The organism is Deinococcus aquaticus (assembly GCF_028622095.1).
GTDB lineage: Bacteria > Deinococcota > Deinococci > Deinococcales > Deinococcaceae > Deinococcus > Deinococcus aquaticus.
The window spans coordinates 3,117,468-3,131,215 of record NZ_CP115165.1 but is presented as its reverse complement, the minus strand read 5'-3'; the positions used below and the strand labels follow the sequence as shown (position 1 = coordinate 3,131,215).

Genomic DNA, 13,748 nt, shown 5'->3' with positions numbered 1-13,748 from the left:
GCAGGGGCAACTCACGTCGGGTCAGGGCGGAGTTGCTGCAGAAGGCCGTCACGGTACAGATCATCCCAGCCTGCACGTTTGCGGTTTTTGTTGATCGCACCCACTGACCCCTCCTGACGCATCAGATTCAAGGCCCACCGTCTGAGCACCGCCAGGTTCTCGGCACCGTGATCCGCGACTGTCACGTTGGCATCTTCCGCAAAGGCAACATCCAGCACCCAATGCAACGAGTTCTCCACCTGCCAGTGCGTCCTGACCGCGTGTAACGCGGTCAGCGGGTCCGGTGCAAACGAGCACAGGAACAACCTCCGCTGCGACACCCGTTTGCCCTTCACGAGCCTGGAACTTTCAATCAGCGCGACACTCTGCAAGCCCGGCCACTCGTGATCATCCAGATCCGGGCTTGCAGGCAACACCCAGCAGGTCCGCCGCTCATCCCGCCGACGATCATCCCAGGTGCTGACTCCCAGGAGTGCCGTGTCCGCAAACAGACGACGCGAAGCGTCGTCGAACATCTCCTGGACATCCTCAAACAACGTGTCCTGATTGCCCTTCAGAGCCAGAACGTACTGCGCTTGGAGCGCAACCAACTTCCTCGCCACCGTCCGCTGGGTGCCCATCGCGTCGATCGTCACGATGCACCCGGCCACGTCCAGATACGCCAGCGTGTCGAGCACACTGGGCAAGGTGGAGAGTTCGTTCTGCTTGCCCTTGACGGCCTGAGCACTCAGACAGAGGCCCTGCCGTGCAGCCCACACGTTCACCATGTGAATGCCCTGAACTTCGTGGGCCGAGGTGCCACGGAGCCGCTTGCCGTCAATGCTGATGATGTCCCCTTCAAGCTTGCCGCCAACCGCCTGCTTGACCCAGTCCAGCGCGCTGGACTGGAAGGCGGTGGGGTCCAGCTTCGAGAGGACCCGTCGGAAGGTTTCATGATCGGGGACACGCCTGAAATCGAGAAAGCGTAGGAACCATTCCCGTTTGGACTGCACGAACGTCTGAATCTCCGGGAAGGTGTCGGCGCCACTCATGACAGCGCAGAGAGCCATGACGACGATGTTCACGAGGCTGTGGTTCAGCCCACGGTGGTGTCGCTGATCCGGCAGATCAGCGAAGATCGCGGCGGCCAGTTTTAGTTGCTCGTCGGACATGCCGTCAGACTCTCATCTCTCGACGTGAGTTGCCCCTGCTTCACCGCGTGAAGGGATAACGTCCGCGCCGCGCGGCCTGCGCGCCCACCGGGACCTGCAGAATCATCTCTGTGCCGCGCCACTCTACAGGAAGCAGGGCCCGGCCCCGCGGACGTCCGTCACTCTTCGCGCAGCAGCGCCGCGTGCCGCGCCCGCACCACCTCCCGCCGGGGATCCTGCGGTCCTAGCAGCGACTCCAGCAGCGCCAGCACCTCCAGATCATCGAAGCGGGCCGCGTACCGCCACAGCAGCGCCGGGTCCCGCAGCCCGCACACCGCCCGGCGCAGCGCTCCGTCCAGGTACGAGCGCCAGTACGACAGCAGCGGCGACTCGCTGACCGGCAGCGGCGGCCCGTCGAACAGGTCCAGCGCGCCGTTCACGTCACCGCACAGCAGCAGCCGCTCCACCCGCAGCAGGTCCAGATCCACCGCCACGCTCAGCCGGTACGGCCGCGACGCGATCTGCCCGCCCAGCAGCCCCCGCAGGGTGCTGACCTCGGACTTCAGGGTGCTGGAACTGATCGGCGCGTCCCCGTACATGTGCGCGTGCAGGGCGTCCAGCGTCAGGCCGTCCGGGTGCAGGGCCAGCACGGTCAGCAGTTCCAGTTGCCGGGGCGTCAGGTGCAGGCTACGGCCCCCCAGGTGCACGCTGGGCGCGCCGCACAGCCGCACCTGCACGCCTGCCGGCACGTCCTGCTGCGCCAGCTGCGCCTCGATCCGCTGCGCGTAATGCTGCGCGCTCGCCAGTCCCAGCGGCGTACTCTGATCCCACACGGTACTCAGGTTCAGCACGCCCAGCAGCGACCCGCGCGCGTCCCGCAGCGGCGCACAGTAACACACCCAGTCATGCACGGCCCGCACGTAATGCTCGGCGGCGAACACCCGCACCGCCTGCCGTTCCCGCAGCGCCAGCGCCAGCGCGTTGGTGCCCACGCTGCACTCGTCCCAGTGACCGCCGGGCACGAAATTCAGCGCCCGCCCCAGCCGCTGCATGCGGGGACTGCCGGCCGTCCAGAGCAGCTGCCCGCGCGTGTCGGCCAGCGCCACCATCAGGTCCCCGTCCTGCGCCAGCGTGCCCAGTTCGGGCCGCAGGGACCGCGTGGCGAACTCCAGCGGCGAACCCGTCCACGCCGGCCCCTGATCGGACACGGGGGCCGTCACGCAGTCCGGCGAGACCGTCAGCGCCGACCGGCCCCAGGAGGCCAGCACGCCCGAGGGCACGTCCCCCGCCGCGCGGCTCACGCCCGCCGCGCCACCTGCGCCGCCGCGCGCCACGAAGCGGTTCCAGGCCGTGACGCGCCGCTGCCTTTCCAGTACGAGTCGCTCGTTCATGCCGCCCCGATAACCTCCCGTTCTGCACCCGCGCCCATCACCCCGCCCCCACGGAAAGCGGCAGAACGCGCACTCCACAGGCCCGACCGTTAAGCCTTATTCGCGGACCCGGCCCACCAGACTGGAACCCTCCGGAAAGGAACCCCGTCACCCGGACCTGCGGCCCGCGCCGCACCCGGTGACACCCACTTGCTTGACCCCACCAACCTACCACGCGCCGCCCCCACCGGCACTGCCGCTGCACCGGCTCATACACTGGCCCACGCCCGGCCCACGCACCGGCCGGCGCCCCTGCTGGCGCTGCCGGGCCGGCACCCTTTTCCAACCTTTTTTGTGTTTCAATAAGGCCGGTCACACAACTCAGTTCCGGCGTCGGTTCCCCTGTTGCTGCTTCCGCCTTTCCCGGCGTTCGCTGCGGCGCGCCGCAGACACCGGCAGATACCGGCCGCACCAGCTTTAACGCACCAGCTCGACAGGACCCAAGGTCCCTGAGGGAGGCACCCATGAACGTCACCGTGAACGTGAACGGCAAGTCCTACACCCGCGACGTGGAACCCAGAACGCTCCTCGTCCACTTCATCCGCGAGGAACTCGCCCTGACCGGCACGCACGTCGGCTGCGACACCAGCCAGTGCGGCGCGTGCACCGTGCACCTGAACGGCGACGCCGTGAAAAGCTGCACCCTGCTGGCCGTGCAGGCCGACGGCATGGACGTCACCACCATCGAGGGCATCGGCACCGTCGCCGACCTGCACCCCCTCCAGACCGGCTTCTGGGAAGAACACGGCCTGCAATGCGGGTTCTGCACGCCCGGCATGATCATGAGTTCCGCCGAACTGCTCAAGCACACCCCCAACCCCACCGAGGACCAGATCCGTCACCACCTCGAAGGCAACTACTGCCGCTGCACCGGCTACCACAACATCGTCCGCGCCGTGCAGCACGCCGCCAGCGCCATGCAGGGTAACGCCGCCGCCGCCGACGACTGAACGGCGTTCAGGGGTCACGGCGGTACGTCCCTGTCCCCCCGCTGGACATCCGGGACGCCGCACCCCCGGCTTCCTGAACCCTGAGACCCGATCCCGCCCTACCCTTCAGCGCATCACCCCCTCCAGGGAGGTCCCACCTCATGACGGACACCAAGACCGAGAAGTACTTCGGGCAGGCCCTCAAGCGCAAGGAAGACCCGCGTTTCATCACGGGCACCGGCAACTACACCGACGACATCGTGATTCCCGGCGCGCTGCACGCCGCGATGGTCCGCAGCCCCTACGCGCACGCGAAGATCGGCGGCATCAACAAGGAATCCGTGACGGGCCTGCCCGGCGTGGTGCACGTGCTGACCGGACAGGACGTCAAGGACGCCGGGCTGGGCAGCATCCCGGTCGGGTGGCTGTTGCCGGACCTGAAAACCCCCGCGCACCCCGCCATTGCGCTGGATGAAGCCAACCACGTCGGGGACATCGTGGCCGTCGTGATCGCCGAGACGCGCGCGCAGGCCGAGGACGCCGCCGCCGCCCTGGAAGTCGATTACGACGCGCTGCCTGCCGTCTCGACCGCCAGCGCCGCCCTGAAAGAGGGCGCGCCCCTGGTGCACGACGACGTACCCGGCAACGTGGCCTTCAACTTCGAGATCGGAGACGAGGCCGCCACCAACGAGGCCTTCAAGGCCGCGCCCCGCAAGGTCAGCGTGAAACTGAAGAACCACCGCCTGATCGCCAACCCCATCGAGCCGCGCAGCAGCCTCGCGCAGTTCACGCCCGCCAGCGGCGAGTACCTGCTGTACACCACCAGCCAGAACCCCCACATTCACCGCCTGATCCTCGCGGCGTTCGTGATGAGCATCCCCGAACACAAACTGCGCGTCATCAGCCCCGACGTGGGCGGCGGCTTCGGCACCAAGATCTTCCAGTACCAGGAAGAGGTCATCGTGCTGCTCGCCACGAGATTGCTGGGCCGCCCCGTCAAGTGGACCGCGCGGCGCAGCGAGGCCTTCGTCAGTGACGCGCAGGGCCGCGACCACGAAACCGAGGCCGAACTGGCCCTGAGCAACGAGGGCAAGATCCTGGGCTTCCGCGTGAACACCCTGGCGAACCTCGGCGCGTACCAGACGCTGTTCGCGCCCGCCGTGCCCACGTACCTGTACGCCACGCTGCTGAACGGCGTGTACAAGATCCCCGCCATTCACGCAAAGGTCACGGGCGTCATGACGAACACCGTGCCCGTCGACGCCTACCGTGGCGCGGGCCGCCCCGAGGCCACTTACCTCGTCGAGCGGATCGTGGACATCGCCGCGCACGAACTGAACATGGACCCCGCCGAACTGCGCCGCCAGAACTTCATTCAGGAAGACGAGTTCCCGTACCAGACGCCCGTGGCCCTCGTGTACGACAGCGGCAACTACGAGCCGGCCCTCGACAAGGCCATGACCATGATGAACTACCCGGCCCTGCGCGAGGAACAGGCCCGCATGAAAGGCAGCAACAAGATCCTGGGCGTCGGCCTGATCTCGTTCCTCGAAGCCTGCGGACTGGCCCCCAGCGCCCTCGTCGGGCAGCTCGGCGCGCAGGCCGGACAGTGGGAATCGAGCCTCGTGCGCGTGCACCCCACCGGCAAGGTCGAGCTGTTCACTGGCAGCCACAGCCACGGCCAGGGCCACGAGACCGCGTTCCCGCAGATCGCCGCCGACGAACTCCAGATTCCCATCGAGGACATCGACCTGATCCACGGTGACACCGGCCGCATGCCCTACGGCTGGGGCACCTACGGCAGCCGCAGCGCGGCGGTGGGCGGCAGCGCCCTGAAAGTCGCCCTGCAGAAGATCACCACCAAGATGAAGAAGATCGCCGCGCACCTCCTGGAAGCCAGCGTGGACGACGTCGAACACGAAGGCGGCGTGTTCCGCATCAAAGGCGCGCCCGAGAAGAGCAAGACCTTCTTCGACATCTCCCTGATGGCGCACCTGGCGCACAACTACCCCGAGGACCTCGAACCCGGCCTGGAAGCCACCGCCTTCTACGACCCCAAGAACTTCGTGTACCCCTTCGGCACGCACATCGCCGTCGTCGAGATCGACACCGACACCGGCCACGTGAAACTCCGCAACTACGGCTGCATCGACGACTGCGGCCCCCTGATCAACCCCCTGATCGCCGAGGGACAGGTGCACGGCGGCATCACGCAGGGCATGGGTCAGGCGCTGCTGGAAGACGCCGCGTACGACGAGGACGGCAATCTGCTGGCCGGCACGTACATGGAGTACGCCATGCCCCGCGCTGACGACGTGCCCACCTTCCAACTGGGGCACACCGTCACCCCCAGCCCCCACAACCCCCTGGGCGTCAAGGGCATCGGCGAGGCCGGCACCATCGCCAGCACCGCCGCCGTCGCCAACGCCGTCATGGACGCCCTGTGGCACGAGTGCGGCATCGCGCACCTCGACATGCCCTACACCGCCGAGAAAGTCTGGAAGGCCGTCCGCGACGCCCGCAGCAACCAGCCACAGGCCGCCGACGACTGAACCGTTGATGGGTGAAGGTTGATGGTCGATAGAACAGACCGTCCCTTCTCCATCAACCATCACCTCTCAACCATCAACCCCCATCACGGAGGGATATATGTATCCAGCCAGCTTCGACTACCAGAAAGCCGACAGCGTCGATCAGGCCATCGCCGCGCTCGCCGCGAACCCCGACCTGAAACTCATTGCCGGCGGGCACAGCCTGCTGCCCGCCATGAAACTCAGGCTGGCGCAGCCGCCCGCCCTGCTGGACATCTGGGGCATCCAGGAAATGAAAGGGATTACCCGCGACGGCGACTGGTACGTGGTGGGCGCCATGACCACCCACGCCGAGGTGCTGCGCAGCGACCTCCCCCTGTTCCCCGAGGTGGCCAGCTGGGTCGGTGACCCCATGGTCCGCAACCGCGGCACCATCGGCGGGTCCCTGGCCCACGCCGACCCCAGCGCCGACTACCCCGCCGCCGCCCTGGCCCTGGGCGTGGAATTCGTCATCCGTGGCCCCGGCGGCGAGCGCACCGTCCACGCCGACGACATGTTCGTCGGGATGTTCGAAAGTGCCGTGCAGCCCGGCGAACTCCTCACGCACATCCGCGTTCCCGCCACCATCCAGGCCAGCGCCTACGAGAAGTTCCGGCACCCCGCCAGTCACTACGCCATCGTCGGTCTGGCCGTTGCCCGGCACGCCAGCGGCGAGGTCCGCGCCGCGTACACCGGCGCGGCCGAACGCGCCCACCGCCTCCCTGCTCTGGAAGACGCCGTGAAGGGCGGCAACACGGCCCCCACCGGCCTCGTCGAGGCGGGCGACCTGCTCGGCGACCGCTTCGCCAGCGCCGAGTACCGCGCGCACCTCGTGGACATCCTCGCCGCCCGCGCCCTGGTTCGCCTCGGCTGAGCGAACAGAGCCTGCGCCCGCCCTCCAGTGTGAGGGCGGGTGTTTGCTGTGGCCGCCACCCTGCCCACTCTCCACGCCCGGAATCCGCAGGGCTCCCACTCGCATCCGCTCGGATTGAACGGTTGTTGCAAACCTTTCAACCGGAGTCCGTATTACTGGATCAGTCCGGCCACGCCGTTGATGGTGACGGCAATGATGACGGTGCCGAACACGAAGGACAGCAGGGCGTGCCCGAGCAGAAGCCGGCGCATGCTGCGGGTGTTGAGGTTGGTGTCGCTGACCTGATACGTCATGCCGATGGTGACGCTGAGGTACGCGAAGTCCCAGTAGGTGGGTTCCTGAAGGGTCGTGTCGCCATGCAGGAACTGGACGCCGCGGCCGTTACGGTAGTAGTTCCGGGCGTAATGAAGGGTGTACTCGGTCTGAACGAGCAGCCACGAGGCGGCGACCGTCAGGACCGCGAGGACCGTGAGGAGGATTTCCGGGAGACCGCGCTGGTCGTGCGCGGCCGACAGCAGGAAGATCACGCCGACCAGACTGATGATGGCGGTGAAGGTGGTGATGGTCGCGGCGACGGCGCGGGTGTCGTCCTCGCGGGTGGCGAGCTGGCGGGTGCGTTCGGGTCCGGCCGTCATCATGACGGGCCACAGCTGCGCCATCACGGTCACGCAGAAGGTGACCCAGGCGGTCAGTGTGCGGGCTTCCGGCAGCCACTCGCGCGGGGTGAGCAGGGTGACGATGAGAGCGGCGGCGAGGCCGATCAGCAGCCGCGTGGCGGCGTGTGGGCGCGGCTTGCAGTCGCGTGGCATGCTGCGAGCATACGCCGGAGCCTGTCATGCGCCGCTCGGGTTCCCTTCATGCGGGGGGCCTAGGGTGGCCGCATGAACCTTCGTTTGTGGTGGGCTGGTGTGGTGGCAGGCAGCGTCGTGATGGGGTCGGTGGCGGGGGCCGCCACGCCGCCCGTTCAGGTGAACTACCGCGTGTTCCAGTACACCTGCGACGCCGGCAAGAAGCTGAGCGTGTACTACGTGCAGTTCGGCCAGGACCCCCTGTTCGCCATGCTCGACTGGAACGGGCAGCGGCACGGGCTGGCGCAGGCGATCAGCGCGAGCGGCGCGCGCTACGCCAGCCTCAGCGGCCCGGCGGGCGCACGCGGTGGGCTGCAGTGGTGGGAGCATCAGGGCGTGGCGACCCTGAGTACCTTCACCGGCAACAGCACCACGACCACGAAAACGCTACTGACCGGCTGTAAGACCCCGGGCCGCTGAGTGCCGGGCCGCCGGGTGCCGGCTGAGCGCCGCCTCGTCTGTTCGCTCTCGGTCTTTCCGCGCGGGGGCGCGTAAACTCTTCAGGTGACTGTTGCCGCGCCCAATCTTTCCAAGTTGCTGCCTGCCGCTCCGGCAGGGAATCTTCTGTTGTTGCCGCAGGTGGCGCGGGCGGCGCTGTTCGCGGCGTTCCCTGGCCCGGCGGTGCTGCTGACCACCCCGGACCGCCTGGGCAGTTACGCCACGGCGGGCGCGCTTGGTGCGCCGGTCAGCGTGAACCCGGGCCTGCGCGACTGGGACGCCCGGCACGAGCACGTGGTGCTGGACGTGAACACGGCGCTGGACCTGTTCCCGGCCCGCCCGGAGGACCACGCCCTGACGCTGCGGGTCGGCTCGAACTACCCGCGTGAGGAACTGCTCTCGCGCCTGGAACGCCTGGGCTACGAGCGTGGGGAAGAGCCCGGCTTCGAGATTCAGGGCGACACGCTGGAACTGCGGCTCGCGCCGGGCCTGGGCCTGCCAGCCGAGGCGGAGGAGGGCGTGTGGGTGCGCGCGGAGTTCTTCGGGGACGAGCTGGACACCCTGCGGTTCCTGAAGCCGGGCGCGCTGACGGGCGAGAAAGCTCAGAGCTTCACGCTGGAACCCACCGCCGAGTACCTGACGGAGGTGAAGTGGGACGCCACGCGCCTGGAATTGCTGCCCGGGCGGGTGTTCCTGGATTCCCCGGAGTTCTACGCGAGCAGCCTGGGCGTGCTGATCGACACACTGTGGCCGAAACTGGCGGCGCGGGAAATCACCAGTTTCGGGCGCACGGCGCTGGACCTGCCGGACCTGGATACCGGCCTGACGACCCTGCCGTTCTACCGCGCCCGCCTGGGCGACCTGGAACGCGACGTGGACGAGTGGCGGGGGGCGAACTACCGCGTGCTGATCCTGGTGCGGCACGACCGCACGGCCGCGTACCTCGCGGACAAACTGCTGAACACCCACGAGATCCCCTGGCTGAAGGTGCCGCGCGTGCCGGAGGGCGGCCTGGGCTTCCTGCGCGCGGCCGGTGAGGGCGGGTTCGTCATTCCCGAGCACAACACGGTCGTCATCACCGAGGACCTGATCTACGGTTTCCAGGGGGGCAGCGCCCTGCGCGGCAAGCGCCTGAACGGCAAACCCGTCACGGACGCGCTGGGCCTGCACGTCGGGGATTACCTGATTCACCCGGAGCACGGCATCGGGCAGTTTGAGGGCCTGGAAACCCTGAAGGTGCTGGGCGTCACGCGGGATTACCTGAACCTCACGTACCGGGGCGGCGCGACGCTGCGCGTCCCCATCGAGCAACTGCCGGTCCTGCGCCGCCACCCGGGCACCACGGACGACCCGCCCAGCTTAAGTTCCTTCGACAAGAAAGACTGGGCGAAAGCCAAGGAGAAAGCCCGCAAGAATGCCGAGGAGGTCGCCGGGAAACTGCTGGTGCAGTACGCGGCGCGGCAGGTCACGCCCGGCAACGCCTTCCCCGCGCAGCCCGAATGGGACGAGCAGATCGAGAAGAACTTCAGCTTCGAACTGACCGCCGACCAGAAAACGGCCCTGAAAGAAACCATGCGCGACCTGGAGAAAGCCAACCCCGCCGACCGCCTCATCTCGGGCGACGTGGGCTTCGGGAAGACCGAGGTGGCCCTGCGCGCCGCGCACCGCGTCGTCGGGCATGGCAAGCAGGTCGCGGTGCTGGTGCCCACCACGCTGCTGGCCGAGCAGCACACCAGCACCTTCGTGGAACGCTTCAAGGGCATGCCGGTGCGCGTGGAGGGCCTGTCGCGCTTCACGACGCCGCAACAGGCGCGCAGCATTCTCGCGGACGCCGCTGCCGGCAAGGTGGACATCCTGATCGGCACGCACCGCCTCCTGAGCGGCGACGTGCAATTCCGCGACCTGGGCCTGATCATCGTCGACGAGGAACACCGCTTCGGCGTCGGCCAGAAAGAAAAACTCCGCGCGCTGCGGGGCCTGCCGCCCACCGCCAGGGACGGCAAGATCGACATTCCACAGGACGCCCGCGCCGTGGACACCCTGGCCCTGTCCGCCACGCCCATCCCCCGCACGCTGTACATGAGCATGGTCGGCCTGCGCGACATGAGCTCCATCCAGACGCCACCCAAGGGCCGCAAACCCATCCAGACCGTCCTCGCCCCCTTCGATCCGATCACGGTGCGCGACGCGATCCTCACGGAAATCGAGCGCGGCGGCAAGGTCTTCTACATCCACGACCGCATCGCCAGCATCGGCGCGCGCAGCCTCTACCTGCGTAACCTCGTCCCCGAGGCCCGCATCGGCGTCGCGCACGGCCGCATGAACGAGGAAGAACTCGAGGAGATCATGCTCGGCTTCGAGCAGGGCGCCTTCGACGTGCTGCTCGCCACCACCATCGTTGAAACCGGCCTGGACATCCCTGAAGCGAACACCATCCTGATCGAACGCAGCGACCGCCTCGGCCTCGCCCAGCTGTACCAGCTGCGTGGCCGCGTGGGCCGCCGCGCCCAGACCGCCTATGCCTACCTGTTCTACCCGCCCCGCATGACCGAGAACGCCCAGCGCCGCCTGTGGGCCATCGCGGACCTCCAGGACCTCGGCAGCGGGCACCTGCTGGCCGAGAAGGACATGGAAATTCGCGGCGTGGGCAACATCCTAGGCGAAGAACAGCACGGGCACGTGCAGGCCGTCTCCATCGACGTGTACACCGAACTGCTGGCCGAGGCCGTCGCCAAACTCAAGGGCGAGAAGATCGAGGGACCCGTCAACATCAGCATCGACCTGCCCATCGACGCCCGCCTGTCGCCCGAGTACTTCCTCACCGCCGACGGCAAAAGCGACGAGGAAGCCCGCATCGCCACCTACGGCCGCCTCAGCGAAAGCCGCACCCTCCAGGCCATCAGCCGCGTCGAACGCGACCTGCGCAAAAAGTACGGCCCCCCCACCCCCGAAGTGCAGAACTTCATCGACCTCGCCAAACTCCGCCTCACCGCCGCCGCCCGCCGCGTCCTGAGCATCGGCGAAACCATGACCCAGATCCAGATCACCTTCGCCTACAAGACCCTCGACTACGACGCGCCCGGCCTGCGCGCCTTCCCCTTCAAGACCGAAGTCGTCACCTTCCCGCCCAGCGTGAAACTCGAAAAACGCGGCATCAAACCCAATGATTACGCCCGCACGCTGATCGACCTGCTCGGGTACTTCGGGTAGATGACCTGGAAGGTGGGCGCCTGGCGGCGGGGTTCCCGTGTGCTGCCCCACCCCCCAGCCCCCTCCCCCAGAGGGGCAGGGGGAGCAGGCGTTGCACTGGGCAAGAGGTTTTACTGGTGCGGCGGGGTTGCTGTGGGCGGTGACGTGTTCGGCTTCGACGCCATCCTGCCGCCTCCGGTGGAAGGCCCGCGCGCTGCGCGCACGACGGCCGGTGGTGGTCTGCGGTGGCTGGCAGGGTGCCTTGCTGAACGCCGCTGATCTACTTTGAAAACCAAGCTTTTGCGGAGGCCCAGAAAGTAGAACCTTCCAGCACGCACCAAGCCACATAGCCACGCAACCATCGTGGCGACGCGGCCCGTCGTGCGCGAAGCGCGCGGGGCGAACGGCGCGGGGGCGGAGGATGGCGTCTAGGACGTGGCCGTGCCCGTCCAATCCTCCCCCAAAAAATCCGTGAAATACCTGCCCAGTGCAACGTTGCCCCCCCTGCCCCTTTGGGGTAGGGGGCTGGGGGGTGGGGAGGCCCGCCGCTAGGCGCCCACCTTCCACCTCAACTCCGGGGGAAGCAGGCGATATCGCTTGCCTGCTCGGAGAACGGGCACGGCCCCCGGTACACTGAGGGCATGACCACCGTTTCGCCCCCAGTGGCGGAGGCTGTACCGGCCGACGCTGCGTACCGCGCCTCAACGCGGCAGAACCTGCTGACCATCGCGCTGGGCTGGTGGTTGCTGGGCGGGATCTTCGTGGATGGGTGGGCGCACAACCAGTTCGGGGAGTCGCTGGAGACTTTCTTCACGCCGTGGCACGCGCTGTTCTACAGCGGGTTCCTGGCCGTGGCGGGCTGGTGTCTGTTGCTGGCGTCGCGTGGGTGGCGGCGGGGGCGGCGCAGTCTGGCGGCGTTCCCGGAGGGGTACCATCTGGCGGCGTTGGGTGTGCCGTTGTTCGGGCTGGGCGGGCTGGGGGACATGGGGTGGCACACCGCGTTCGGGATCGAGGTGGGGATTGAGGCGCTGCTGTCGCCCACGCACCTGCTGCTGTTCGCGGGCGCGGCCCTGATCGTGGCGTCGCCCCTGAACGCGGCGTGGCGGTCCCCGGCGGCGCGCACGGCGGCGGGAGGTGTGCGGTGGGTGGCGGCGCTGTCCGGCACGTCCCTGCTGGCGGCCACGGCGTTCATGCACATGTACCTGTGGGGCCTGATGACCGTCCCGCAGGGGTTGGGCTGGGTGCAGACGCGCGGCGAACTGAGCGCGATCCTGCTGACGGCGCTGATCATGACCGCGCCGGTCCTGCTGATCCTGCGCCGGTTCGCGTTGCCGTTCGGGGCGGTGACGGTCATGTACTTCGTGACGAATCTGGGCATGAGTTTCATGCTGGCGCCCGGCGAGTGGCGGGTACCGCTGCTGGCGGCGTTCAGTGGCCTGCTGGCCGACGCGCTGCATGCCCTGCTGCGCCCCAGTGCCGCGCGGGTGTGGCAGGTGCGGGCCTTCGCGTTCCTGCTGCCGCTGTGCGTGTGGGTGCCGTACCTGGGCGGGGCCGTGCGCCTGGGCCTGAGTAACCTGAGCCTGGAACTGTGGCTGGGCGTGGCGGTCATGACCGGCCTGGGCGGCGTGGCCCTGAGTGCCCTGGTGTTCCCCGCGCCGCTGCCCCCGCAGGCGCTGGAGGAGTAGGGAGGAGGTTGCGGCTGGTTTTCCTCTATCAGTGATGGTGGACGGGGGCGACGCTGTCCGTTTCCAGTCCCGGCGGGGGCGGCAGCGGGGTCTGGTCGCGCCGCCGCAGCAGGGCGCTCAGTGCGGTGATCTCGCCGCGTTGCGTACCCGTGATCTGCCGCGCCAGCAACTGCACCTGTGGGCGTACACCGCCGTCCAGCGCGGGCCGCGCCATGACCAGCGCTCCCTGGTGGTGGCGGATCATCAGTTGCACGAACAGCGTTTCGGCTTCCGGAACGGGCCGGGTGTTCAGGGCATTCAGTTCGGCGGGTGACGCCATGCCCATCATCCGGGCGTGCGCGGCGGGCAGGGGCGCGGCCGGGTCCACGGGCGGCAGGTTCCACAGGTGCAGCCAGCCCTGCATCTGCCGGATCTGTTCCTGCTGCCCCAGCTCGATATCCAGCGCCAGCGAGCGCAGCGTGCGGTCCCCGGAACGCCGCCGCAGGGCCTGTGCCATCGTGATCGCCTGGGCGTGGTGGGGGATCATGCCGCGCACGAACGTCACCTCGGCGCTCTGCGGGGTGGGCGGTGCCTGCCGGGGCGTGAGGGCCAGCAGCGCCCCGCCGCCCAGCAGCAGCGCCGCCAGTACGCCCGCCGCCAGGCGCCTCACGCGGCT

10 protein-coding genes are annotated in these 13,748 nt (G+C 68.3%); 6 read left to right on the top strand and 4 right to left on the bottom strand.

The window, feature by feature from the left end; translation table 11 throughout:
- Positions 1-11: 11 nt before the first annotated feature.
- Together M8445_RS15040 and M8445_RS15035 are read right to left on the bottom strand one after the other, a co-directional pair.
- Positions 12-1,151, bottom strand: a complete 1,140-nt coding sequence (locus tag M8445_RS15040) for an ISAs1 family transposase (RefSeq protein ID WP_273987815.1) — start codon at positions 1,149-1,151, stop codon at positions 12-14.
- Positions 1,152-1,309: 158 nt separating this feature from the next.
- On the bottom strand, positions 1,310-2,521 hold the full coding sequence (locus tag M8445_RS15035) for a helix-turn-helix domain-containing protein (RefSeq protein ID WP_273988794.1): 1,212 nt from the start codon (positions 2,519-2,521) through the stop codon (positions 1,310-1,312).
- A 503-nt stretch (positions 2,522-3,024) separates the two neighbouring features.
- On the opposite strand from M8445_RS15035, the gene M8445_RS15030 reads away from it, so the two are divergent.
- The 3 genes from M8445_RS15030 (at position 3,025) to M8445_RS15020 (ending at position 6,933) form a co-directional block, all read left to right on the top strand.
- Complete coding sequence (locus M8445_RS15030) at positions 3,025-3,510, top strand: (2Fe-2S)-binding protein (RefSeq protein WP_273988792.1); 486 nt, start codon at positions 3,025-3,027, stop codon at positions 3,508-3,510.
- Between the two features lie 140 nt (positions 3,511-3,650).
- Positions 3,651-6,041, top strand: coding sequence for a xanthine dehydrogenase family protein molybdopterin-binding subunit (locus M8445_RS15025; protein ID WP_273988791.1), 2,391 nt, complete (start codon positions 3,651-3,653; stop codon positions 6,039-6,041).
- 97 nt (positions 6,042-6,138) lie between these two features.
- A complete protein-coding gene (locus tag M8445_RS15020; RefSeq protein WP_273988790.1) occupies positions 6,139-6,933 on the top strand; it encodes an FAD binding domain-containing protein in 795 nt (264 codons plus the stop codon).
- Positions 6,934-7,085: 152 nt separating this feature from the next.
- Here M8445_RS15020 and M8445_RS15015 read toward each other — a convergent pair whose 3' ends face one another.
- The gene (locus tag M8445_RS15015) at positions 7,086-7,742 is read right to left on the bottom strand and encodes a DUF1345 domain-containing protein (protein ID WP_273988789.1); all 657 of its coding nucleotides are present in this window, start codon (positions 7,740-7,742) and stop codon (positions 7,086-7,088) included.
- A 72-nt stretch (positions 7,743-7,814) separates the two neighbouring features.
- Between M8445_RS15015 and M8445_RS15010 the strand changes: the two genes are divergently transcribed.
- The 3 genes from M8445_RS15010 to M8445_RS15000 all read left to right on the top strand — a co-directional run bounded on the left by M8445_RS15010 (position 7,815) and on the right by M8445_RS15000 (position 13,093).
- Positions 7,815-8,201 (top strand): MliC family protein, encoded by a 387-nt coding sequence (locus M8445_RS15010; protein WP_273988788.1) that lies wholly within the window; start codon positions 7,815-7,817, stop codon positions 8,199-8,201.
- A gap of 84 nt (positions 8,202-8,285) precedes the next feature.
- On the top strand, positions 8,286-11,429 hold the full coding sequence (locus M8445_RS15005) for a DEAD/DEAH box helicase (protein WP_273988787.1): 3,144 nt from the start codon (positions 8,286-8,288) through the stop codon (positions 11,427-11,429).
- Positions 11,430-12,049: 620 nt separating this feature from the next.
- Entirely contained in the window at positions 12,050-13,093 is a 1,044-nt protein-coding gene (locus tag M8445_RS15000) for a hypothetical protein (RefSeq protein WP_273988785.1), read from the top strand.
- Between the two features lie 28 nt (positions 13,094-13,121).
- Here M8445_RS15000 and M8445_RS14995 read toward each other — a convergent pair whose 3' ends face one another.
- A complete protein-coding gene (locus M8445_RS14995; protein WP_273988784.1) occupies positions 13,122-13,742 on the bottom strand; it encodes a DUF305 domain-containing protein in 621 nt (206 codons plus the stop codon).
- Positions 13,743-13,748: the final 6 nt, after the last annotated feature.

Bases quoted from the DNA above. Each gene is read 5' to 3' on its own strand.
- M8445_RS15040 (WP_273987815.1), bottom strand. From the start codon at position 1,151: ATGTCCGACGAGCAACTAAAACTGGCCGCCGCGATCTTCGCTGATCTG.
- M8445_RS15035 (WP_273988794.1), bottom strand. From the start codon at position 2,521: ATGAACGAGCGACTCGTACTGGAAAGGCAGCGGCGCGTCACGGCCTGG.
- M8445_RS15030 (WP_273988792.1), top strand. From the start codon at position 3,025: ATGAACGTCACCGTGAACGTGAACGGCAAGTCCTACACCCGCGACGTG.
- M8445_RS15025 (WP_273988791.1), top strand. From the start codon at position 3,651: ATGACGGACACCAAGACCGAGAAGTACTTCGGGCAGGCCCTCAAGCGC.
- M8445_RS15020 (WP_273988790.1), top strand. From the start codon at position 6,139: ATGTATCCAGCCAGCTTCGACTACCAGAAAGCCGACAGCGTCGATCAG.
- M8445_RS15015 (WP_273988789.1), bottom strand. From the start codon at position 7,742: ATGCCACGCGACTGCAAGCCGCGCCCACACGCCGCCACGCGGCTGCTG.
- M8445_RS15010 (WP_273988788.1), top strand. From the start codon at position 7,815: ATGAACCTTCGTTTGTGGTGGGCTGGTGTGGTGGCAGGCAGCGTCGTG.
- M8445_RS15000 (WP_273988785.1), top strand. From the start codon at position 12,050: ATGACCACCGTTTCGCCCCCAGTGGCGGAGGCTGTACCGGCCGACGCT.